The sequence below is a fragment of the Erysipelothrix sp. HDW6A genome (assembly GCF_011400295.1).
Lineage (GTDB): Bacteria > Bacillota_I > Bacilli_A > Erysipelotrichales > Erysipelotrichaceae > Erysipelothrix.
The window spans coordinates 1,875,519-1,898,699 of the sequence record NZ_CP049859.1 but is presented as its reverse complement, the minus strand read 5'-3'; the positions used below and the strand labels follow the sequence as shown (position 1 = coordinate 1,898,699).

General features: G+C 35.3%; 17 protein-coding genes and 6 tRNA genes. 11 read left to right on the top strand and 12 right to left on the bottom strand.

The features are described 5' to 3' along the window. The first annotated feature begins 44 nt into the window (after nucleotides 1–44). Together G7059_RS09705 and G7059_RS09700 are read left to right on the top strand one after the other, a co-directional pair. The gene (locus G7059_RS09705) at nucleotides 45–1,250 is read left to right on the top strand and encodes an MFS transporter (protein WP_166081899.1); all 1,206 of its coding nucleotides are present in this window, start codon (nucleotides 45–47) and stop codon (nucleotides 1,248–1,250) included. Between the two features lie 19 nt (nucleotides 1,251–1,269). After that, nucleotides 1,270–1,938, top strand: coding sequence for an AIM24 family protein (locus G7059_RS09700; protein ID WP_166081898.1), 669 nt, complete (start codon nucleotides 1,270–1,272; stop codon nucleotides 1,936–1,938). A 21-nt stretch (nucleotides 1,939–1,959) separates the two neighbouring features. Here G7059_RS09700 and G7059_RS09695 read toward each other — a convergent pair whose 3' ends face one another. From G7059_RS09695 to G7059_RS09685, 3 genes are all read right to left on the bottom strand, one after another. Then, a complete protein-coding gene (locus tag G7059_RS09695) occupies nucleotides 1,960–2,457 on the bottom strand; it encodes a CarD family transcriptional regulator (protein WP_166081897.1) in 498 nt (165 codons plus the stop codon). A gap of 83 nt (nucleotides 2,458–2,540) precedes the next feature. Next, nucleotides 2,541–3,350, bottom strand: coding sequence for an ABC transporter permease subunit (locus G7059_RS09690; protein ID WP_166081896.1), 810 nt, complete (start codon nucleotides 3,348–3,350; stop codon nucleotides 2,541–2,543). Continuing rightward, nucleotides 3,331–4,215: an ABC transporter ATP-binding protein gene (locus G7059_RS09685; protein WP_166081895.1), complete on the bottom strand. Its 885-nt coding sequence runs from the start codon at nucleotides 4,213–4,215 to the stop codon at nucleotides 3,331–3,333. The genes G7059_RS09690 and G7059_RS09685 overlap by 20 nt, the downstream gene beginning before the upstream one ends. 332 nt (nucleotides 4,216–4,547) lie before the next feature. On the opposite strand from G7059_RS09685, the gene G7059_RS09680 reads away from it, so the two are divergent. Genes G7059_RS09680 through G7059_RS09670 form a run of 3 tightly spaced genes read left to right on the top strand, consistent with a single transcriptional unit; the run spans nucleotide 4,548 to nucleotide 9,347 of the window. Then, nucleotides 4,548–5,426, top strand: a complete 879-nt coding sequence (locus G7059_RS09680) for an ATP-binding cassette domain-containing protein (protein ID WP_166081894.1) — start codon at nucleotides 4,548–4,550, stop codon at nucleotides 5,424–5,426. Further along, on the top strand, nucleotides 5,375–6,094 hold the full coding sequence (locus tag G7059_RS09675; RefSeq protein WP_166081892.1) for an ATP-binding cassette domain-containing protein: 720 nt from the start codon (nucleotides 5,375–5,377) through the stop codon (nucleotides 6,092–6,094). Before G7059_RS09680 ends, G7059_RS09675 begins: the two co-directional genes overlap by 52 nt. Nucleotides 6,095–6,152: 58 nt before the next feature. Further along, complete coding sequence (locus G7059_RS09670) at nucleotides 6,153–9,347, top strand: collagen binding domain-containing protein (protein ID WP_166081891.1); 3,195 nt, start codon at nucleotides 6,153–6,155, stop codon at nucleotides 9,345–9,347. A 23-nt stretch (nucleotides 9,348–9,370) separates the two neighbouring features. Here the strand turns inward: G7059_RS09670 and G7059_RS09665 are convergent, their stop codons facing one another. Then, entirely contained in the window at nucleotides 9,371–10,264 is an 894-nt protein-coding gene (locus tag G7059_RS09665; RefSeq protein WP_166081890.1) for an acetamidase/formamidase family protein, read from the bottom strand. 117 nt (nucleotides 10,265–10,381) lie between these two features. On the opposite strand from G7059_RS09665, the gene G7059_RS09660 reads away from it, so the two are divergent. Both G7059_RS09660 and G7059_RS09655 read left to right on the top strand, forming a co-directional pair. Continuing rightward, nucleotides 10,382–10,828: a GNAT family N-acetyltransferase gene (locus tag G7059_RS09660; RefSeq protein WP_166081889.1), complete on the top strand. Its 447-nt coding sequence runs from the start codon at nucleotides 10,382–10,384 to the stop codon at nucleotides 10,826–10,828. Between the two features lie 65 nt (nucleotides 10,829–10,893). Then, a complete protein-coding gene (locus tag G7059_RS09655; protein WP_166081888.1) occupies nucleotides 10,894–11,247 on the top strand; it encodes a hypothetical protein in 354 nt (117 codons plus the stop codon). 51 nt (nucleotides 11,248–11,298) lie between these two features. Here the strand turns inward: G7059_RS09655 and G7059_RS09650 are convergent. The 7 genes from G7059_RS09650 to argS form a co-directional block, all read right to left on the bottom strand. Next, nucleotides 11,299–11,372, bottom strand: a tRNA-Gly gene (locus tag G7059_RS09650). 8 nt (nucleotides 11,373–11,380) lie between these two features. Continuing rightward, nucleotides 11,381–11,456: transfer RNA gene (locus G7059_RS09645), tRNA-Lys, on the bottom strand. A gap of 10 nt (nucleotides 11,457–11,466) precedes the next feature. Continuing rightward, a tRNA-Tyr gene (locus G7059_RS09640) sits at nucleotides 11,467–11,550 on the bottom strand. Between the two features lie 13 nt (nucleotides 11,551–11,563). Further along, nucleotides 11,564–11,639: transfer RNA gene (locus G7059_RS09635), tRNA-Thr, on the bottom strand. 4 nt (nucleotides 11,640–11,643) lie between these two features. Then, nucleotides 11,644–11,719, bottom strand: a tRNA-Val gene (locus tag G7059_RS09630). Between the two features lie 153 nt (nucleotides 11,720–11,872). Further along, on the bottom strand, nucleotides 11,873–12,844 hold the full coding sequence (pta, locus tag G7059_RS09625; RefSeq protein ID WP_166081887.1) for a phosphate acetyltransferase: 972 nt from the start codon (nucleotides 12,842–12,844) through the stop codon (nucleotides 11,873–11,875). An 89-nt stretch (nucleotides 12,845–12,933) separates the two neighbouring features. Further along, entirely contained in the window at nucleotides 12,934–14,682 is a 1,749-nt protein-coding gene (gene argS, locus G7059_RS09620) for an arginine--tRNA ligase (protein WP_166081886.1), read from the bottom strand. A gap of 194 nt (nucleotides 14,683–14,876) precedes the next feature. On the opposite strand from argS, the gene G7059_RS09615 reads away from it, so the two are divergent. Continuing rightward, nucleotides 14,877–14,951: transfer RNA gene (locus G7059_RS09615), tRNA-Gln, on the top strand. 224 nt (nucleotides 14,952–15,175) lie between these two features. Here the strand turns inward: G7059_RS09615 and G7059_RS09610 are convergent. After that, nucleotides 15,176–15,496, bottom strand: coding sequence for a hypothetical protein (locus tag G7059_RS09610; RefSeq protein WP_166081885.1), 321 nt, complete (start codon nucleotides 15,494–15,496; stop codon nucleotides 15,176–15,178). Between the two features lie 432 nt (nucleotides 15,497–15,928). Here G7059_RS09610 and G7059_RS09605 point away from each other — a divergent pair, with 432 nt between their 5' ends. The 3 genes from G7059_RS09605 (at nucleotide 15,929) to G7059_RS09595 (ending at nucleotide 23,164) form a co-directional block, all read left to right on the top strand. Further along, nucleotides 15,929–16,279 carry a hypothetical protein gene (locus G7059_RS09605; protein ID WP_166081884.1) on the top strand — a complete coding sequence of 117 codons (351 nt, stop codon included), beginning with the start codon at nucleotides 15,929–15,931 and terminating at the stop codon, nucleotides 16,277–16,279. A gap of 482 nt (nucleotides 16,280–16,761) precedes the next feature. Further along, a complete protein-coding gene (locus G7059_RS09600) occupies nucleotides 16,762–22,431 on the top strand; it encodes a SpaA isopeptide-forming pilin-related protein (RefSeq protein ID WP_166081883.1) in 5,670 nt (1,889 codons plus the stop codon). A gap of 94 nt (nucleotides 22,432–22,525) precedes the next feature. Continuing rightward, on the top strand, nucleotides 22,526–23,164 hold the full coding sequence (locus G7059_RS09595; RefSeq protein ID WP_166081882.1) for an ArsR family transcriptional regulator: 639 nt from the start codon (nucleotides 22,526–22,528) through the stop codon (nucleotides 23,162–23,164). Nucleotides 23,165–23,181: the final 17 nt, after the last annotated feature.

Here is a 23,181-nt window from a genome sequence, read left to right as displayed (position 1 = left end):
AATGAGATAGCGTGGCTTAGAAATAAAGAAAATTGAGGGGAACTATGAATAAAAAACATATATGGGTAATCCTGTCGATGTGTGGATTAGCGGCAGCATCGATGGGAATTTCAGTAAACTCTATGGGGGTCTTTTATGAACCTGTAGCAAATGCAATTGGTGTTAGTGTTGGAACCTTTGGAAGTTCCACTACAGTTTTTATGTTATCAATGGCTTTTACGTCTTTGATTGCACCAAAAATCTATAAAAAACTTGATATAAAAACAATCCTTCGAATTGGCGTCATTCTGACAGTTGCTTCAACTTTCTTAATGGCTTTCTCATCAAGCATGATTCATTTTATGCTTTTAGGTGTAGTAAGAGGTATTGGAGTCGTATTTATCTCAATGATTACCATTATGTCAATTGTAAATAATTGGATCTATAAAAATAAAGGAGTCATCACAAGTATCATCGTAAGTTTTAGTGGTATTGTTGGGGCACTTATTTCTATGGCAATGGGGAGTATCATCGCTAATTATGGATGGACTGTTGGATATCAAGTAGCAGCACTTGCAGTTCTACTATTCTGTTTACCTGCTGTCTTGGTGCCATTTACATCTCGTCCTGAAGATGGTGGAGATGTTCCTTATGGAGAAGCAATCAATGAAGAAGTCGTAAAAATGGATAAAGAACATTTCTCTCGAAAAGATAGTATCTTTATCCTCTTTGTGACCTTTGCTTTCTTGATTAACTTTATTGTTGGTTTTGTTCAGTACTTCCCTAGTTTCGCAACAACCCTTGGGATGGCAATGACAACCGGAACCTTAATGTTATCAATGGCTCAAGTAGGAAATGTTGTATCTAAGATTATTGTTGGCTTTATTATTGATAGAATGGGTGTCTACAAAGCAAGTTTAACGTTACTACTCACAATTCTGACAGCATCAATCCTACTGTACACATCAAATGTTGCAGCTCCATTACTCATAGGATCCTTACTGTTTGGTGCTACATACGCTATTGGTTCAGTAGCAATTCCTTTATTAACAGAACGATACTTTGGTAAGACACATTATGCAGTAGCTTATGCTACAATATCTATGGTGATGAACGTAGGTAGTGCTGTGTCACAATCTGTCTACGGTGTACTCCACGATATCTTTAACAGTTATGCATATATCTTAGTATTGGTTATTGTTTTAGTAGTCGTAAGTATCACAATCATTGCTAGAATTGAGTCGCGAAATAATAAGAAAATAATAGTGTAATACACCGAGGAGGTTTACTATGAAATATTCTATTATAGGAGAAACTTTACCAGCAGTAATCTGTAAATTAGAAGCTGGAGAGAAAATGTTTAGTGAAGTAGGTGGACGTTCCTGGATGAAAGGGAACATCACAACAGAAACTAAAGGTGGAGGCGTCGGTAAAATGATGGGACGAATTTTTTCAGGTGAAAGCATGTTCCTTAGTTATTATACTGCTCATGAAGCCTCAGAAATTGCCTTTTCTTCATCATTTCCAGGAAGTATTCGAGCTTATGAATTACAAGAAGGTGAGAGTATCATCTGTCAGAAACGTTCATTTCTAGCTGCAACTGAAGGTGTTAACTTACAAGCGTTTATGCAAGGTAAATTAAGCCAAGGTTTCTTAGGTGGAGAAGGGTTTATTCTTCAGAAGATAAGTGGACCAGGTACAGCTTTTGTCGAGATTGATGGATTTGCTGTTGATTATGAACTTGAAGCAGGTGAATCCTTGGTATGTGATACAGGTGTAATGGCAATTATGTCTGAGACATGTTCCCTTGAAGTCGTAAGCGTTAAAGGAATAAAGAATAAGTTTCTTGGTGGAGAGGGATTCTTTGATACAGTCATTAAAGGTCCCGGAAAAGTAACCCTCCAAACAATGACAGTTGGTGGTTTAGCAGGAGCTATCTCATCAATGACAGTAAAATAAAAAGCTGAATAATATCAGCTTCTAATTTGAATTATGAAGGATGTTGTGGATGAATTTCCCAACATCCTTTTCATCGATTTCTAGTACATAACCAAGCTCTTCATGAAGAAGTTTTTCAGCTTGTGTTAATATAGCCTCATCTCTTACATGAAGCTTGCGATTATCTTTTTCTAATTCTTGCTTTTCTTCAAACAAGATTTTTATAATTCCTAAACGATCAAGTCGTGTACCTTTAGTAAGTAAATCACTAAACACCATTCGACGTCTATTTTTGTTATCAATATTTACTGCCTCACTTTGAGGAATTGCTTGTATTAATTCAATTATTTTATCTCTTGTTAGTAGTTCTTTTATTGAAGTGGTTTTATTCACAGGAACAAGAATTCGAGTTATTTCATCATCAATAGGAACCATTACATAGTATTTTACAATGTCGTCATCAACTTCACGCTCAGTAATCTCACAAATTTTACAGATACCATATACATTATGCATTACACGATCATTAATAGACCACATTCTAGTCCTCCTTAAGTATCAACTACCTCTATTATACCATTTTTAAGGAATCTTCGTAATCTGATAGAATTTCAAGATAAATACTATACTTTAATATCTCTATTCTTGAAGCTTTGATAAGCGTACAAGAACAGTGCAAGGCTTACAAGACACCATAGAGTAAGAGACATCCAGTTAATCGTGTTTGAGTACAATTGATTGGGCATCAAGGTGTGAAGGATTGATACACCTTTAATAAACTTAAGCTCTTTAATCATTGTTGCCATGGTTCCAACAAGATAAGGGAGAAAGACAAGTGCCATTGATATTCCGATAACTGAGACACTCGAAGGAAGAAGCATTGATAACGATGTTCCCAGTAATAAAAATATGAAAGATAAAAGATAATAGGATAGAAAGACTATTAGATTGTCACTGAGAAGAGTGCCAAGATTTATTGATTCAGGTTTAAACAATATAAAGGATAAAACACTTGAAGCGACTAGTGTCGTGATGACCACAGTAAGTAATAGTATATTGGCAATGAGTTTATTAATTATTAATGATTGTCGTGATTGAGGCTGTGCAAAGAGAAACTCTATAGTTCCTTCTTTTTCCTCTTTAATGTAGGTGTTTAATCCTAAACTCATTGAGAATACTGCAAGTGCCATCATTACATATTGCATAATATAGCCGTAAAACACATTAATATCTGTGAAATCAGGAAAGGTCTCAAAACCTACAATGCTAAGAATGGAGTCAGGTAGGCCGTTTAGTTTTCCGTCTACTAATTCCTTCATGGAGTCGTTGGCCATTGATGGGAAAAAAGCCATGAAACCAAAGACTATTAGAATCAGTATCAGTGCCCATAGAATGGTTCCTTTAAGATTGAGTTTAATATGGAGTCGTATCATGAGTTTCCTCCTCTTTATAAAGTTCTAGGAACTGATGTTCAATGGACAAGTCTTCGATGAGAATATCATCAATCTGTGCTTCAAGCAATGATTTAAAGAGTAGAGATAAATCACCTTCAAAGATAAAGGAAAGTGTATTTTCTTTTTGTGAAAGTATCTTAATAGGGAAATGAACTACTTGAGAAACATCACCAGTAATTTTAATATATTTTCCAGAATGGGTGTATTCACTGAGGTCTGCAATTTTAAGCACTTCACCATTCTTAATAAAAGCAACACGATCACAGTGGTCCTGCACTTCTTTTAAGTTATGGCTTGAAATAAATGTTGCGACACCTTCACGAGAAAGTTTCTTTACATAGCTAAATAAAACCTTTTGAATAAGTGGATCAAGACCACTAGTAGGCTCATCCATAATTAATATCTTAGGCTTAACGATTAAAGCACAAGCGATCGCTACTTTCTTCTTATTACCCAATGACATGTCTTGTAATTTCTTATGTTTGTCTATCTGAAAGTCACGGCAAAGCACATCAATCATCGTATCATCATCAATATCATGAGCTCTCGCTGATAGGTTAATAAGCTCAAGAGCAGTAAACGTAGGATAGAAATTGACTTCACTAGGAACATAAGCAACATGCTGTTTAATCTCAACGTTATCCTTTACTGCATCAAGACCCAGTACAGTTATGGATCCATTATCTAGGAAGATGTAGTTAAGGATAGCTTTTATTGTCGTTGATTTTCCAGCGCCATTAGGCCCTACAAAGCCAAAAACCTCTCCCGATTGTATCTCAAGAGAGACATTGTTAACTGCAAATTGATTTCCATATTTCTTAGTAATGGATTCGATTTTTATCATAGTATCACCTAAATTCATTGTATTCTATTCAACGAAGATTACAATAGTTTTTTTATTTTTATTCAGTCTAATATGTGCTATACTTAAAATATCGTTAGGGAGGTGAATGACGGTGCTAATTTGTATGACTAAAACAATCAAATCACGTTATGACATCAATATGTTTGATGCTTTTTGTCGTACAATAACTTTTACAAATCCTTTATTTAACAAGGGACAAGTGCGTCCACAAACATAAAGGAACTGTATTAATCGTCATGACTTTCGTATCTGGCTGTTTTTATACAGGCAGATTTTTTTGTTCCTTTATGCAAATAATAAAGGAGAACCATATGAAAATACATATTAATGAATTAACGAAGACATACGCAGGAGATTTAATCCTGGATAATTTAAGTCTTGAAATAGTAAAAGGTAGTAAATCCGCAATTGTTGGAGAGAATGGGAGTGGAAAGTCAACACTCTTAAAGATACTGTCAAAAATTGAACCGTTTGACTCGGGTCAAGTCCATATTCCTAAAGATATGAATGTCGGATACATGAGACAAACCTATACTAATTTCCCAGGAAATGCTAAAGAGTATATATTAAGTGCTTTTGATGACTATAAGACTTTAAAAGCTCGTTTAAGTGACTTAGAATTGGCGATGAGTGATACAAGTGACTTAGATAATGTCTTTAAGAAGTACTCAAACGCTCAAGAGAAATTTGAACTGATGGGCGGCTATGAGTTGGAAAATTCTTTAGACTCTTATGCTAAGGGATTAGGGGTTTATCATTTACTTGAACAAGGATTTTCCACCTTAAGTGGTGGAGAGAAAACACGAATTTCTTTGGTCCAGTTATTGCTACAAGACTATGAAGTAATTTGTCTTGATGAACCGACAAACCATCTGGACACAAGGGGTATTGAATGGTTAGAATCATTTTGTAATACGACGTCAAAGACATTGCTTATAGTCTCGCATGACCGTGAGTTTCTGAAGAATATCGTGTCGGTATATCATGAAATAGAAGATGGTAAACTTGTCTCATACCATGGTGACTATGACAGCTATCGTCTCCAAAGACATGAACGATACTTGCGTCTTGTTGACGATTTTGATGAACAACAACGTCAAATTCAAAAGCTTACGCTCGCCGCAAAACGGTATCGCCAATGGGTAATGAGTCAGACAATGAAGGTTTTTTCAAGAAAGCAAAAGCGGTAGAAAAGAGAATTGCACGAATTGATCGATTACCAAAACCAGTAGAAATTCGTAATCAATTAAATCTAAAATTTAATGTCAGAGTAAGAAGTGGAAAAATTGTTTGTGTAGCAGATAATCTAGCAATTGGATACGATACTGTACTAAAAGACTCAATTAATTTTCAGGTAAATTGGCGCGATCGTTTTGCGATTGTTGCAGATAATGGTGTTGGTAAATCAACGTTAATCAAAACAATTTTAGGTGAGTTAGATGCAAAAGAAGGTCAAATTCGAGTTGGAGAATCGGTGAAGTTTTCTTACTTACCCCAAGAGTTGGTATTTGTAGACAGTTCAGTAAGAATACTAGCTTACATTCAGAAGAGTTGCGGACTTGACGAAGAAAGAACACGTAGATATTTAGCTCGCTTTGGGTTCTACCAGCATGACATGTATAAACCGTTATCATATCTTAGTGGTGGCGAACAAGTTCGACTCAAACTCTTAGAAATGATGTTAAGTGATTCAAATTGTCTTATTCTTGATGAGCCAACGAACCATTTGGATATCATGAGTTGTGAAATCATAGAGGAAGCATTACGGGAATATGAAGGAACAATCATAGTCGTGAGTCATGATCGGATGTTTCTTAGTAAACTTGGGGTCAGTAAATTCTATCTTAGAAATATTTAGGTTTTAAGGTGGTAGACATCTATTTATTTGTGTAGATCATTACGATCAAGGAGACGCAATGAAGATAGAAAACATCATACGAAGAACAGTAATTATGTTTTTGGTTTTATTTACAACAGTAGTTACAACGATTACTACAATACATGCCGATGAAGTGACTGAGTATTACGATAGTATCCCGCCAATGAGTGAAATTGATCAATATTTGGATGAAGACGAGATGTTTGTGATTGATAATGAGACGGGATTAATAACGAAAGAAAAAATATCTACAAGTCCTACTTCATCTCAACGTTCCGTTCACCAGATTACAGGAGGGAAGAGATTATCCCAAGCAGTTAGCTATTATTATCGACCTTCACCTACCTATGCTTTTGATTTCCCAGGAGGCTATAGCGAACTTTTTGTGGATGGAAACGTAGCTTATTGTATTGAGCCTACAGTAATTAACTCCCATACTCAATATGCGTTAAAAAAAGATTTAAGTGATATCGATACTGTTAGAGTGATGGATGGTCGATTATCCTTTAAGTTATCAAATCAACAGAGAAACCGTATCAAGTTAATATCCAATTATGGTTATGAGTATCCTGATCATGATACGCAAGGGTATCGCTGGGCAACGCAGCTTCTTATTTTTGATGCCTTAGGATGGGAATTTGAACCTGGGACACTGAATCCCGATTATGAAATAAATGAAATTAAGCGCCTAATAAATGAACATGGTAATCTTCCTAATTGGTGTGTTGATCAAATGTATGTAAATAAGGGCGATGTGATAAGTTTTGAAAGTCCGTTATTAGAAGAGTTCTTATACACTAGATCTAGTGGAGTGGAGGTTCTAGATATATCAAAAACAAAATATACTTTAAGAGTGCTCAGTGATTATGCTTTTATACAATTAAATAAGAAACAAGGTAACAGTGAAGGCCCAAGTTATGTATTTAGTGATGGAACAAGTCAAAAGGTTCTACAAAGTCAACTTGACGAAGAAATTAAGTTCACTGTTAATTTTAGAGTTTTTACTGGTCAAATTGAAATTGATAAAAGAAGTCCTGAAGGTTATCCCATTGAGGGAGCTAAATTTCTTGTGAAGAATGAAGATAATGTTGCTGTTGGAACATACACTACCGATTCAAAAGGTAAGGCTTTAAGCTCGAAATTACCTTTAGGAAAATATAAAGTAAGTGAGCTTTTTGTGCCCAAACCTTTTGTGTTAGATAAGACGGAAAAAACAATCACTTTAACATCCATCGACGGTAAATTAGAATCAATGAGTACAATAGGTTTCGAGAACAAGTACCAACGAGCTTCTTTAGAAATTTTGAAGTACAGCTCTTCTAAAGAGACACTCAATCAGTCGCTCAGTGGAGCAAGTATTAATTTGTATGCTGCAGAAGATATTAATGAAGGAAGTAAAACAATCTACAAAGCAAATCAGTGGGTAGCCACTGGTGTAAGTGATCAAGAAGGTAAGGTAATCTTTGATAACTTGCCTTTGGGTGAGTACTATTTTAAAGAGACAAAGGCTCCGAGTGCCTACGTACTTACAGACGAAGAACACAGGGTAAGCTTAACCTATGACTCTAAGAATCCTGAATCACTCATATCACGACACTATTATCAATTAGGTAATGAGTTACTTACTGGAAAGCTAAAAATATTAAAACAAGATTCAAAAGGGAATCCTTTACAAGGTGCTGTTTTTAATATTGTTGGATTGAATAGTGATATCCTTCAAGAGAACTTGATGAGTGATGAGAATGGAATCGTTGAAAGTCAACAATTGATCTATGGTGACTATTACTTTGAAGAAGTTAATGCGCCTAAAGGTTATTGGATTGATTCAGAACCGGTGCCATTTTCTATTCGGAATAATCGTGAAATCATTGAGATACATCATGTAAATGAAGCAATTGAAGCAAGGGTAAAAGTTACAAAGGTTGATGCTGATTCGAAGAAACCTATACCTGATGTCACATTTCAAATTATCGATGAGAAGGGAAATGCTGTGAGCTATGAGCTCGATGAAAATGGTCAAATTAAAAACATTGATACGTGGTTTACAAATGCAGAGGGTGTATTTATTACAGAGAAATCTCTTCCTTATGGAAAGTATCAACTTGTTGAAGTAAATGCACCGGAATGCTATATAAAAATGGAACCTTCGAGCTTTACTATTGATGAGAGTAGTGATATTCAAAAAGACTTAATTTCAGGTGACATAATTGATTTGGGACAAGTCGAGAATGAAAGAATCAAAGGACGTGTTGTCATCAAAAAGATTGATACGGAAACGGGAGATCCTGTTGAAGCTTCTTTCAGACTCTACGATAGTGAAGGTTCAGTCATAGAAGAATTAAGCACTAATAATGGTGAGGCATTCATTGAATCCTTAGAATATGGTGAGTATAGCCTTGAAGAGATATGGGTAGAAGAGCCGTATGCGATAGACAAAGAAAAGAATCTCAAAACCTTTAAGATTGAAAAACACGAAGAGACACAAGAACTCACTTTTGAGAATAAAAAAGCACGTGGTTTTATTCATATCTTAAAGATTGACGAGTCTACGAATCAAGCAATTGCGGGCGTGAAATTTGGTTTATTTGACATCACTGAAACTTCCTTTTCCGATTCACAGCTGCTAAAGGATAGTAATCCATTGTATGCTGGGGAAACAGGCGATGATGGCACACTAGATTTTCTGAATCTTGATATCACAAAAAAATGGGGGCTCGTTGAAATTGAATCGCCGTATGGTTATGCTTTGAATGATGATGTAGAAATGTTTGAGTTTGAATATCAAGGGATGTATGAACCTGAGATACATCTTGATAAAGCGATAGGTAACAAACGATTAGAGGTATTAATAAGGGTTATTAAGTGCGATGCTTTCAGTCTTGAAGAAATAGAAGATGAACACATTCGATTTGAGCTTTCCAATACAAAAGGGGATATTATTCCAGTGTTCCAAAGGCATGACAACGGGATTCATGAATGGAAGGTTAGTGCTCTTGAATCGTACTCGTTGAAAGAACTACAAGCTCCTTTTGGCTATGAATTATCTGAAGACTCCATAACAATTGAGACAACGTATCAGACTGACGATAATACTTATGTCGTTAAGTTTTATAATATGCAAGCCAGTCCAATGTTGCCATCGACAGGACAAGGAAAAATAGCGAATCTACCGTGCTTGATTATGTTAACAGGGATATGTTTACTTGTGTATAAACAACGGAAGAACGAATAAAAACACCAAGTTTTCTTGGTGTTTTAAATCTTGGTGAAATCTAATAATTCTGTACTTACAACTGCGCGTACAGTTTTCATAGGATTTACTGCCTGAGATATTTTATAATCTACAAACATTGAGTTAAACATGTATGCATCATTCCAAGTAATGCCTAAACCACGTTCTACAAGATCACACATCACTTTACTTGCTTCATAGATTGCATCATCTAATGTTTCGCCAGAGACAATCGCCATAAACTCTTTATCGTTTTCGAGTAGAGGCCATTCAATCTGTTTATTCTTAATAAGTGATACTTTTAAATCTACCTCAGCTTCTATTTCTAGACCAGCAACACAGACTTCGCCATCGCCCATCACTGCATGACAGTCACCTAGTGCTAGCATTGCACCTTGCTCTCTTACAGGGAAGTAGAGACTTGAACCAATTCGTACATCAGTTGTATCCATATTGCCGCCATGGTTGCCAGGAGTGCCTGTAACAACACCGTCTTGCTTAGCTCCTGGTGATACTCCAATGACTCCAATCATGGGATCAATAGCTTGCTTAATACCTAGAAAATCGACCATACCTTCTTTTACTGTCACGATTCGTGTAGCTGGTTTATTAACCAGATCACCTAGTAGACCCCCGCCAGGTAATACTACAATTGAACCTTGATCTGCAAGACGGATATCAAGAATATCTACTTTTAGAACATCTCCAACTTCAGCCCCGTTAATATAAATAGGACCGGTTGCGGGGTTAACTCTCGAGAAATCGATATTAGAAATTATGTCATTTTCATGTCGAACCTGTTGAGAAAAACAATCATTACAGTGAACTGTGAAAGACTCACCAACATTAACTTCGCCAATGACATCGAGACCAGATTTAAACTCATAAATGACTTTAGTAGCATCAAATATTTTCATAATACCCTCCTGTATCTTCTTTTAGATAGTGTAGCAAATATCTTTCGTCATGTACAATTGAACACGATTAAACGATTGTGATATAGTAAAATAAGTTATAAAGGAGTGAGATACGACATGAATATTGATTTTGTGGAAGCAAATGAAACTAACTGGAAAAATGCGAAACTTGAAGTTTTTGATAATCAAAAGTCATTTGTATCGAACCCCACAAAAATTCTGGCGAAGGCCTATGCTTTCCGCAAGAGTAATGCTAGGGCAATGTATATTACATGTAATGATGAAATTGTTGGGATGTTTATGCTTAAAGATATACATATGGATAGTAAGTTCTATTGCAGTATTGATCAATTTCTAATTGATAAAAATCATCAAGGTAAGGGAATTGGTGAGCTGAGCCTTCTGAAACTAATTATTATGATAGATGATAATAAGTATGATGGCATTGAGCTTTGTTATATAAAAGAAGACGATGTTGCATATAATCTCTATAGAAAATGTGGGTTTATACGTTATCCTATATTTGATGACGGAAATGAACATGTAATGATTTATAGTTTCTGAGCTAAACATATGACAGTGTAAAGTAAATTTGATAGGATGGGGATAATAGTAAGGAGAGTTGTGATATGAATAGAAACATCGCTCTTGTATTTATTACAAACTTAATATTGAACCCCTTTTTGGTTTATATGGGATCTGATTTTGTAATTAGGAAGAAAACAGCATTCATAATAATTGGGGTTTACTACCTTGTATATGGACTAATGTACTTTTTAAGCCCTGATCAAATTTTCGATATATATAATAAAATAATCGCTTGGACCTTCTTAATAGTATCAGCAGCTTTTATGCTCTCGTTTCCAATGGGTTTCGTCTTTGCACTTACGGGAGGCGTAAAGCTCGCAGCAAGAGTCTTGCTTACAGTTTATCTGCCAGTAGTGGTGGTTGGTCTAGCGAATTTCTTAAACACAAAAAAATAAATTCGAAATAACATAAAAAAAACTCACCTTTTCGGTGAGTGTTATTTCTATTGGAGCGGGTGAGGAGAATCGAACTCCCGTAGCCAGCTTGGAAGGCTGGAGTTTTACCATTAAACTACACCCGCAATAAGAATGGTGTCCCGTGTAGGACTCGAACCTACGACCCACTGATTAAAAGTCAGTTGCTCTACCACCTGAGCTAACGGGACAAAACTTGAATGGTGGGGAGAGGCAGATTCGAACTGCCGAACCCTAAGGAGATGATTTACAGTCACCCGCGTTTAGCCACTTCGCTATCTCCCCACATAATTTTAAATGGTGCCGACTAGAGGACTTGAACCCCCAACCTACTGATTACAAATCAGTTGCTCTACCAATTGAGCTAAGTCGGCAACATGGTGGAGGTTAACGGGCTCGAACCGCTGACCCTCTGCTTGTAAGGCAGATGCTCTCCCAACTGAGCTAAACCTCCATGTGTTCCTTAATGCCTTAATAATATAACATGTCCTACCCGTGATAGTCAACACAAAAAACGAATAATTTTGACAAAATTACATAATATTTAGAAAAGCCAATTAAAAGGCGCTGAAAACAAAAAAAAGGTGCATTTTATGCACCTAATTTATTAGATTAATGTTTGTGCTGCTGTAATAATTGCAAGTTTGTATACATCTTCTTCAACACATCCACGAGATAAATCGGAGATTGGTTTATTTAAACCTTGAAGAATAGGACCGATTGCTTCGAATCCACCAAGACGTTGTGCAATTTTGTATCCGATATTACCTGATTGAATTTCAGGGAAGACAAATACCTTAGCTTGACCAGCAACTTTTGATTCTGGAGCTTTCAATGCAGCAACTGTTGGAGCAAATGCAGCATCGAATTGTAATTCACCATCAATTTGGTATTCTGGAGCTAATTCTTGAGCAATTCTTGTTGCTTCAACAACTTTATCAACAATTGGATCTTTTGCTGAACCTTTTGTTGAGAAACTCATGAGTGCAACAATTGGATCAATTCCGAATAACTCTGCAGTACGTGCTGATTCAACAGCAATTTCTGCTAATTCTTGGGCATTTGGGTTAATGTTGATTGCGCAGTCTGAGAATAAGTATGTTTCATTACGTTTTGACATAATGAATGCTCCACTAGTTCTTGAAACACCTGGTTTTGTTTTGATAATTTGTAATGCAGGACGAACTGTATCACCAGTTGAGTGGATAGCTCCACTAACCATCGCATCAGCTAATCCCATGTATGTCAACATTGTGCCAAAGTAGTTAACATTTTCAACCCATTTTGCTGCATCTTCACGTGTTAATTTACCATTACGACGTTCTACTAATGCATCAATCATTGCATCTTTCTCTGCATACTCTTTTGGATCAATGATTTCTAAACGATCTACCATAAATCCTTTTTCGTCTGCTACGCGAGTAATTTCTTCTCTGCTACCTAACACGATTGGATGACATAATCCATCTGATGCTAAGCGAACAGCTGCTCCGACGATACGAGCGTCAGAACCTTCTGGGAAAACAACTTTGATGTTTTTTCCAGAAACTTTTGCTTTTAAACCTTCAAATAATTCCATAAAATCAATTCCTCCTATACTTTGACTATTATATCACGATGTTTCTAGAAAAGTTAGAAAAACCACTCGGAATGAGTGGTTAAGTGTATTTACATTGCTTTTACGGTCTTGATACCTAATTTATCAAGGTTAAATTCCAAGGTTTTATGTGTAACTTTGAGTAAGTTTAACCATGAATTTTGTTGTTCAACATTTTCTTCTTTTACAATATTGTGCTCAGCATAGAATTTTGCGAATGCAGCTGCAATATTATAAGTGTTTTCAGTTACATAACTTGGAGAGTGTTCCGTCATTGCCATTTGGAATTGCTCAGGGTTTCTTAAGAGTAGAAGAATTAAGTTTCTTTCGTTTTCACTAGCAATAGTTTTTTGAGGAGCAATCATTTCAGGATCTTGTTGTAATCTTTCTAAGATACCTAAGATACGTACATTATTATATAGAATATAACTTCCTGTTTTTCCTTCAAATGCTAAAAACTTATCAACATCAAATGCATAGTCTGATGAAGGGTGGTTAATTAAGTCTCCAAATTTGAGAGCTGCAACACCAATACGAAGAGCATCTTCATCTGTTGCGTTTGGATTGTTCTCTAGTAGTTTTGATTTAGCTGTAGTTTGAACGGTGTTTAATAATGAAGATAGACTCATAACACCACCATCACGAGTTTTGAATGGTTTTCCATCAGGTCCATTCATTGTTCCAAAGCCTAGGAATTCAAACTCTGTGTTTTCTCCAACTAAATTTGCTTTTCTAGCAACGCGGAAAACTTGCTCAAAGTGTAATCCTTGACGTTTATCAACGACATACCAGATCTTATCAGGATTGAAGTCTTTTTGTCTCTGTATGATTGTTGCAAGATCTGTAGTAGCGTAAATACTTGATCCATCAGATTTCTCAACAATAACAGGTGGCATTGGTGATTTATCAGTTTCTTCTAATACATCAACAACTTTAGCGCCATCGCTATCACGAATTAAGCCTTTGTCGTTTAATGTTTTCATGAGTTCAGGAATATATGGAACAGCATCGCTTTCTCCATACCAATAATCAAACTCAACATCGAGCTTGTCGTAGTCCTTCTTAACATCAGCTTTTGATACTTCGAGGATTACTTCCCAAAGTACATAATAACCTTTGTGTCCTGATTGAAGTTTTGCAGTAATCTCACGAGCTGCAGCAAGATAATCTTCATCTTCTTTACTCTTAGCACTTGCAGTAGGGTATACTTCGTAAAGAAGCTCAGGAGTTACTGTAATTGTCTCATCAGTATCTGCATCAAAGCCTTCTTGGAAACAAGCCCACTCAGGATTGCGTAATTTTAATTCGTAAATTACTAAACCAATAGGAAGACCCCAGTCACCAAGGTGAATATCACCAATGACATTGTATCCAGAAGCACGACCTATACGTTTAACTGCTTCACCAATAACAGCAGTACGAAGGTGTCCAACATGTAGTGGCTTAGCGACGTTTGGTCCACCGTAATCTAATACCAATGTTTCTCCAGAACCAATTTGCTTAATTCCAAAGTTTTCATCGTTAACCATCTTATAAAGTGAATCAATTAAGTATTCATCATTCATTGTAATATTAATAAATCCAGGTGCAGCAAATACAGCTTCTTTTACCCTTGAATCCTTATCGAGTTCGGCAGCAACTGCTTCACCGATTTCTTTAGGATTTTTCTTCTCTTGTTTTGCAACTACAAAAGAATCATTGGACTGAAATTGACATAGGTCTGGTCTTTTTGACTCTGTAACATTACCTACATTTCCTTCGTATCCACATGCTTTAAATGCATCTTTTACCATCTTTTCCAATTCTATTTTTAGTGACATTTTTATACCTCTTCCAATAACGTACATATTATATCAAAATCATGTGATTAAATATAGCACCAAACAATGATGGGTATACTAATTCTCCTATATATAAGGATAGGTGATACGGAATGGGGTAAAAATGAAAAAAATGTCTAGAATATCTTGCATTGTTATAGTGTTGTGTTATAATGATTAAGCAATTGAAAAATTGGGCCATAGCCAAGCGGTAAGGCATCAGACTTTGACTCTGACATTCCCTGGTTCGATCCCAGGTGGCCCAGCCAATTCTAAATTAAACGAACCCTTTGAGAAAAACTCAGAGGGTTTTTTATTTGGAAAGCGATATTACGAATAGAATTAGGTGTTCACCTTAATCGAGTAAGAGCTTTAACAATTAAAGAATGCACCAAAATGGAGCATTCTAATTTTGAGTGTAAGGTATTTCAGTACTTCGATAAGTCAAAACTAATAAGAACTGAAAGTATGTTTTTGATCCTTATACACTGAATTAAGATATTACAATATAGTCAAATGTCGCAACAACTGTGCTATCTCCTTTAGTCATATAAATTTCCCCTCTATAATCTCCTAGTTCACTTGTGTCAATACTTCCTAAAACAACTTTATCAACATTAATTGGTTGCGTGAAATTAATAATTTCCTCGAACGAAGGTAAACTACCTTGTTTTACCTGAATTTTTTCAGAAGTAGTTATGAATACTGGCCAATTATTCGCACTTTCGTCCTCTTTGTAATCTTTATAAACAACAACACAGAGGATAAATAGTAAAGCTACAATGACGATGTGTTCGATTTTATATTTTTTCATAATTGTTCTCCTGTAATATTTATTCGTAATGTTGAAGCAGTAAGCGCATACATATCTCTAGTTTCAATATATATAGATATAATTGTTATGTCAAGTGTATGTTAATGTAGATGTGTGGAGTTCGTAATCTTGGTAGTATGAAAGAGTTCTCATCCAAATCATATCCAATTGAGATTCCAACTAATGTTATATTTTTTTAAAAAATGGATTGTCCAATATAGGGGATCTGATATGATATATGTAACAAGTTATCTATTTCACAAAACTCTTAATTCTCTTTTTTTAAGAAAATGATGTAATTTTGAAGCTGTCTACAACTTAAACTCAATTCATTAAATAGTCTGGTGCCAAATTTTAGAGTAATTATTTTTTGAAAAAAATAACGTCTTCAGTTTACTTACAAAGATAAAATAGAAAGGATGATTTGTCACGATGAAAAAAAAGATAAGTGGAATAGTTGTGTTAGCTGCAATATTTGTGATTTTCGCTGGCATTACCCTTAGTAAGGGAGAGATAATAAACCCAAATTCTATTTCATGTAAAGTAAATGAAGTAAGTAATAAGAGTGTAAGTATTGAAATTAGTGGATCCATGAATAGTTCCAAAAAGTTTACTCGTTATGAACATGACTATAAAGAAGGAATTCTGACTCTATATTTCTATGATTCTATATTCTTTGGTGACAATTATCCGCAAGACATAATAATTTACGAAGACTTCAGAGAACTATCAACTATTAAAATTGCTGACAAGGATGACTCAAAAATCATTTACGAAAACTAATGCGTTGAATATTAATTATTGTATAGCGGTATAGCTATTTCTCAGATTGGAATTGAAAATTTTAGATCGTATGCATGTGTAGTTCTATTATTGTTCCAAGTTAATTTACAAGACTAGCTTGTGTTGAGGAAAAATCAAAGGAAAAATAGCATTTGATATAGTTTTAATACAATTTGCACTTCAAGGTAGATTTTTAATAATATCGGAAGTGCTTTTTTATTATATTACTCTATTAGTAGGTCGTTTCGTGTCTAGGATATTATATTAGTCTAGCTCCCAAATTTAGACTTGTGGAGTTAAATATGTTAGTAATTTTGTCTTATTCATTACATATTTGTACCAAACGGTATTGATTAATGATATATTAGTGATTATGTGGGATTAGCTCGTTTAAAGGAGTATTATGCTTTAGACAGTGGATACTATATAAAATACATACTGAAGTGAGCTTTTCGCCATATAGAAAATCGGGGGTTTTTGAGGTGAGAAATAAATTTAAGGCCGTTGCAATAATGACGTTGTCTTTTTTGTTGTGCATTACTAACGTACTTGCAGAACCGAAAAACAATACTTTATTAGCAAATGGGCCAATAGATATTGGTACACGTGTTGGGAAACCAGAGTTAAACATTCTGGAGAACAGCAACATTGTATTTAGAGATACAGAAGGAAATATAGTTGAAAATCCGTCTATCAACTCAAAAGTAGTTGTGAGATTCGATTGGTCATTATTGAATGAAGATTCACTCTTAATTCAAGATGGAGATTACTATTCATTTAAACTACCTGAAGTCTTTAAAATACATACTGAAATGTCCGGAAGTTTAGGTGATTATGGGACATTTAAAATAGATACATCTGGCGCCGTTACTTTTACATTTAACGAAGCAGTCAGTCAAAGTTCGAATGTTAAGGGATACATTCAGTTTGATGCTAAGTTTAATGAGAAAATAATTGGAGGACCTGGAGAAAAGGTAATTGAACTTCCTATTAGTAAGGACAATGAGTTCAAGTTCAACGTTACACCTATTTCAAAGGATACTTCAATTGAGAAGAACGGAAAGCTTGATAAAGAGCTAAATCCGAGTAAGATTACGTGGGAAGTAAAGATAAACAAAGCATATGAAACACTGTCTAATGTTGTAGTTCAAGATACTCTTCCACATGGCTTAACTCTTGAAGGGGTAGAAGTATACCCAGTTAATTTAAATCATGATGGGAGTTTTCACTCGTACGGGGAAAAAGTCTCGACAGCACTTTACAAAGTCGAAGGGTCTTCAGTGAGCTTTAACAATGCTATCAATCAACCGTATGCAATACGATATATTACGAAGATCGATGAGGCTGTAAAGCCTAATGCTGGTGGCGATGTAACGTTTAAGAACCATGCAACAATGAGTTCGAAAGAGAATGACGTTATTGTTACAGATTCAACTGTCATTGCAAGTTATGGAAAACTACTTACTAAGCAGAAGCCAACATATATTGCTGCAGATCAATCCTTCACATGGACTGTGAATTATAACTATGGTGAGAAGACGATTCAAAATCCACTGCTCGAAGACATATTTGATGGAGATTTAGAATATGTAGCAGGTTCTTTTGTAGTCACTGATAGTAACGGTAAACCTGTAAATTACAAGTATACTCTTTCAAATGATCCAAAGAATAAACTGAATATTCAGTTTGAAGAGCCTGTATCCAAAGCACTTAAATTAACGTACAAAACTAAAATCAAAGATGGAAAACTTATTGTTGAAAATAAGGAATACTCAAACAGTATCACTACTGGAAGTACATCAAGTGGTAGCGTAGGAACTGCCAAGCCACAAATGATACATAAGACAACACCAGCGATTGACTATCAAAACAAGTTAATTGATTGGAAAATCGATGTAAATATTAATCGCTATGAGATACGAAATTATACATTAACAGATACTTACTTATACAAAGGACTGGGTCTTGTAGATGCTTCATTTGAAGTTTATGATGTAACAAAGAAACAACTGGTAGATCCTGTGAACTATGATCTCGTTAAACGTTATGAGAATGACGTAGAGGAAGGCTTCCAGCTAATATTTAAAGGTGAATACGAAACTACATCTAGCCAATTAAAAATTAGTTTTAAAACAAACTATGATGTGAATCATTTAGTTGGTGGTGATGGATCAACTTTTAGAAATCACGTAAGTCTTGATTGGACAGATAAAGATAATATTACGCATAAACATACGAGCCAAGCTGATCGAAGAGTTAATTCACAAACAGTTAAAAACGGTCAGAAATCAGGTAGCTATAATGCGATAACTAAAGAAATTACATGGAAAGTTGATGTAAACTATAACTCTGAAGAGCTCAAGAATGCCAAGATAGTTGATGTAATTCAAGCTGGACAGAAATATATCGATGGTTCTCTCATATTAAAAACATATACTGTCGATACAAACGGAAACTTAGTACCAAACAGTACTACAGAAGACTTGAGTTTCTTTGATATTGAATATCCTGATCCAGTCAATAACAATACTTTAACAATTACACTACCAAATAAGAATGAACTAAAGTATTCTATTGAATTTAAGACTTCAGTTCGAAGTGAGGCAATTAAGGCGAATTACCAAAATAGAGCTGTTTTTACAAATGGTGATTATGTAAGAAACTTGGATGCATCAGTAACAGTTACTAATGGAGAGAAATATGTAAGCAAGACAGGTAAGCAAAATGGCTCTCTTATTCACTGGTCAATTGCAATTAATGAATCGCAATCGACAATCAAGGATGCAGAGTTACACGATCATCCTTCTACCAACCAAATCTTGTTGGAGAATACATTTAAACTCTATCCAGTGACCGTTCATGAAAATGGTACTTATACTATCGACTATAGTAATCCACTAGAAGTTGATAAAGAGTATGTAGTGTTATTTAATACCGATGCAGAAGGTAAACAGGTGTTTGTTCTAAAGTTCTTAAATACTATTGATAGAACATATGTTTTAGAGTATGACTCACAAATTAGTACTACTCCTGACAATAAAACGATCTCTAACCGTGTTAGCTTAAAGGGTAAAGAGTTGAGCTATGAAGATGGTGGAGGAACTACATCAATTGTTATTGATGTAAACCAAGCAGGTGGAGGTGCAGTTGGTGTTAAAGGATCTTTAACGATTCAGAAAACAGATGAACACGGGAATCCACTTAAAGGTGTAGAGTTTGAACTTTACAATCCATTAAATCGTAAAGTAGCGACACGTTTAACAGATGCTGAAGGAAAGATTAGCTTTGTTGGAATGGTGTATGGAAATTTTACAATAAAAGAAACTAAAGCATTAGAAGGTTATGTTATCGATGAGGAGTTATTTAACGGTAAAGTAATTACCATTAATGATGAAACATCAGATCCTAATCATATTGTTGTGTTAAAAAATAGAATGAATACACTAACAATTACCAAGCAAAACGTGAAGGGTGAATTGCTTGATGGTGCAGAATTTAAGCTTGAAAAGAAGAATGGTGAAGCTTATGACCTGATTCATCAAAGCATTTCATTACACGACGGACAACTTGTACTAAGCGGCTTAAAGTCGGGAGTGTATCGATTAACAGAACTTGTGGCACCACAAGGGTATGTACGTAACCTTGAAAGCTTAGAGTTTGAAATCACAGAAAATTCTATTGGACAAGCAGAAGATGTTACTGTTAGTTACACGAATTATAAGGGAAGTGTAAGATTGAAAAAGACTGGTGAAACAGGAGATGTCTTACCGGGAGTTACTTTTAATCTTTATGATGTTAATGACAATGTGGTTCTAGAAAATTTAGTATCAGATAATAATGGTGAAGTATTAATAGAAAATCAACTATCACCAGGGGAATACTATTTTGTTGAGAAGGAAACGGTAGATGGGTATATTGTGAATGAATCACCGTATCATTTTGAAATTAGTAGTGAATCAAAAGGGGAGCCATCAGTTGTTGAAGTGAAGGCTGTAAACTACAAAGGTTCAGTTGAATTTAAGAAAGTTGCTGAAACTGGAGAAGTATTGTCTGATGTTGAATTTGAGTTGTATCAATCAGGTAATGAAACTCCTATTGAGAAAGCTATATCTGATGAACAAGGAATGGTTCGCGTAAATCAACTTGCTCCAGGAAGCTATTACTTTAAAGAAGTTAAATCAAAAGAAGGGTATATCCTAAATACAAAACAAATTGATTTTACGATTCCTCAAAAAGCAAATCATGAGCGCGTCATTGTGTCTCTTGATGATTATATTAATTATCGTGGAATCGTTGAATTTAAGAAAATTAACGAGAAGGGTTATGCCTTATCCGGAGTAGTGTTTGAGTTATTCGAAGAAGGTAATAAAACAGCCCTCAGTGAACATGTCTCTAATGAAATGGGTATCGTAAGCGCAAAAAATTTAGCACCGGGATCATACTATTTCAAGGAGAAAGAAACTCTTGATGCTTACATTCTTAATTCAAATCCAATTGATTTTATTATTGAAGAAACAGCAGAAGAAGATAACACTAAAGTTACACTAATAGATTTCATAAATTATACAGGCACAGTAGAATTTATGAAACTTGGTGAGGATGGTGAGGTATTATCTGATGTTGAGTTCGAGCTTGTTAATGCAGATGACGATAAAGTTATTGCTGTGGTGCAGTCGGATAGTGATGGTCGTGTTAGTGTAGACAATCTAGCACCCGGTAATTACTATTTTAAAGAAACTAAAGCAAAATCAGGATATATCATTAATTCAAAACTAATAGAGTTCATTATTCCTGAGACTTCAGCTAACGAAAAGCTAGTGGTTGAACTCGATGATTTTATTAATTACACGGGAACAGTAGAATTTACAAAGCTTAATGATGAAGGTATCGTCTTGCCAGGAGTCGAATTTGAGCTTTATCGTGAGGGTAAGCTTGAAGCGATAGCTAATTACATCTCTGATGAAGACGGAGTTGTTAAAGCAGATAAACTTGGACCAGGGAAGTATTATTTTAAAGAAACAAAAGCATTGCCTGAGTACATTTTAAATACAAATAAGATAGAGTTCGTCATTCCTGAAGAGAGCGATCAAGATGACGTTTATCTTGATCTTGGTAGTTTCGTGAATCATAGAGGAATGGTTGAATTTACGAAGAAATCAGAGACTGGGGAAGGATTATTGGGAGTTGAGTTTGACTTGTATCTTTTAGGACAAGAAACACCACTCTTGTCTGTAAGCTCTGACACAGTAGGACTCGTTAAAGTTAGTCAACTAGCACCAGGGACCTACTACTTCAAAGAAACAAAAGCAAACGAAGGCTATCTAATAAATTCAAATAAGATCGAGTTTGTGATTCCAGAGGGTACAGATTCAGACTATACACATATTGTGCTTGATGATTTCATTAATACTAAAGCAACAGTATCGTTTATCAAACGAGCTATTGATGGAAAACCATTGTCAGGTGCGATTTTTGAACTCTATCAAGAAGGACAAGATGAAGTGATTGCAGAAGCAATATCTGATGAAAATGGATTAGTTCAGATTACTTCATTAGCACCTGGAAAGTACAGTATCAAAGAGAAGCTTGCAGCTGAGGGCTACATTCTTAATTCAATGACAATTGATTTTACTGTTCCAGTAAGTTCTAGTGAAGAAACACCACTTATTCAGCTTGATGATTTCATTAACTATCAAGGTGGTGTTATGGTTGAAAAAGTAGATACTGATGGCAACCGAATTGGTGAAGCGGTTTTTGAATTACGTAACTCTCAAGGAATCACACTTGCTGAACAGACAACAAGCAATGGGTTGACATACTTTTCACAGCTTCAACCAGGAGAATATACCTTAATTGAGACTATGGCTCCAGAAGGATATGTTGCAAGTGATATGGAGTACCAGGTGATAATTGCTTCAGAATACAATGGAGTATATATTCCGGAGAAAGTGATTGTCGTTAACGAAAAACAAGAAGACAATCCAAAACCAGTAAGTCCTCAACCCGAAGATCCAAATGACGGTATACAAGATGATGAAGAATTGCCAGATACTGGAGTTTCAAATGGTACTATGCATTCATCAATCGCATCATTGATGCTTGGGTTAGTGTTACTAGTTATAAATAAAAGAAGGTCATCAAAAGAAAGATAGGTAATTATTCAACAGATATTAAGATTGAAAATACAAAGTTTAATTCAATTGGCTAATGTCGTATAATAGAATTAAGTCGCAAAAGGAGGGTATTATGCTAAACCAACACATGTTAGAAACGTATGCCGAGGTAGGGCGAATACTCTCTAGTTCAAGTAGAATTAGTATTCTTACATACCTATTGAATAACAGTAGAAGTGTCGAATCACTCTCTCAATTAACAGGACTTAGTGTTGCCAATGTTTCAAAACACCTTCAAGTTTTATTAAAGGCTGGGTTTGTATCCAATAGTCGTGACGGTGCTTACATTGTCTATGAAATCGCAGATGAGGATACCGCCATGCTATTTGATCATTTCTTAAACATAGGTAATGACTACTATGAGAAAAGAAACACTGTAATTGATAACTTAAGTGAAGTAGAGCATCTTGAACCATTCACGATGCAAGAACTGGATGAGTTAGTAAAGAGTGGCAAAATTATACTTCTTGATGTAAGACCAACAGTTGAATATGAACATGCTCATATTGAAGGGGCAGTATCAATTCCAGTGGAAGAAATAAAAGAAAAACTTGAGTTACTTCCTAAAAACAAACCAATCGTTGCGTATTGTCGAGGAGCTCACTGCTTACTTTCAGGCGAAGCGGTTAAAATTATCGAAGAGTCTGGAAGACAGGCAATTCGATTAAAAGAAACCGTAACTGATTGGGTAGAAATTAGAAATGCTGAATAATATGACCCTACAGAGGA

What these genes read in the sequence shown, in the direction of transcription:
- G7059_RS09665 (WP_166081890.1), bottom strand. Translation starts at nt 10,264, where the DNA reads ATGAAAATATTTGATGCTACTAAAGTCATTTATGAGTTTAAATCTGGT.
- G7059_RS09655 (WP_166081888.1), top strand. Translation starts at nt 10,894, where the DNA reads ATGAATAGAAACATCGCTCTTGTATTTATTACAAACTTAATATTGAAC.
- G7059_RS09700 (WP_166081898.1), top strand. Translation starts at nt 1,270, where the DNA reads ATGAAATATTCTATTATAGGAGAAACTTTACCAGCAGTAATCTGTAAA.
- G7059_RS09685 (WP_166081895.1), bottom strand. Translation starts at nt 4,215, where the DNA reads ATGATAAAAATCGAATCCATTACTAAGAAATATGGAAATCAATTTGCA.
- G7059_RS09680 (WP_166081894.1), top strand. Translation starts at nt 4,548, where the DNA reads ATGAAAATACATATTAATGAATTAACGAAGACATACGCAGGAGATTTA.
- G7059_RS09660 (WP_166081889.1), top strand. Translation starts at nt 10,382, where the DNA reads ATGAATATTGATTTTGTGGAAGCAAATGAAACTAACTGGAAAAATGCG.
- pta (WP_166081887.1), bottom strand. Translation starts at nt 12,844, where the DNA reads ATGGAATTATTTGAAGGTTTAAAAGCAAAAGTTTCTGGAAAAAACATC.
- G7059_RS09705 (WP_166081899.1), top strand. Translation starts at nt 45, where the DNA reads ATGAATAAAAAACATATATGGGTAATCCTGTCGATGTGTGGATTAGCG.
- G7059_RS09595 (WP_166081882.1), top strand. Translation starts at nt 22,526, where the DNA reads ATGCTAAACCAACACATGTTAGAAACGTATGCCGAGGTAGGGCGAATA.
- G7059_RS09610 (WP_166081885.1), bottom strand. Translation starts at nt 15,496, where the DNA reads ATGAAAAAATATAAAATCGAACACATCGTCATTGTAGCTTTACTATTT.
- G7059_RS09690 (WP_166081896.1), bottom strand. Translation starts at nt 3,350, where the DNA reads ATGATACGACTCCATATTAAACTCAATCTTAAAGGAACCATTCTATGG.
- G7059_RS09675 (WP_166081892.1), top strand. Translation starts at nt 5,375, where the DNA reads ATGGGTAATGAGTCAGACAATGAAGGTTTTTTCAAGAAAGCAAAAGCG.
- G7059_RS09670 (WP_166081891.1), top strand. Translation starts at nt 6,153, where the DNA reads ATGAAGATAGAAAACATCATACGAAGAACAGTAATTATGTTTTTGGTT.
- G7059_RS09605 (WP_166081884.1), top strand. Translation starts at nt 15,929, where the DNA reads ATGAAAAAAAAGATAAGTGGAATAGTTGTGTTAGCTGCAATATTTGTG.
- G7059_RS09695 (WP_166081897.1), bottom strand. Translation starts at nt 2,457, where the DNA reads ATGTGGTCTATTAATGATCGTGTAATGCATAATGTATATGGTATCTGT.
- argS (WP_166081886.1), bottom strand. Translation starts at nt 14,682, where the DNA reads ATGTCACTAAAAATAGAATTGGAAAAGATGGTAAAAGATGCATTTAAA.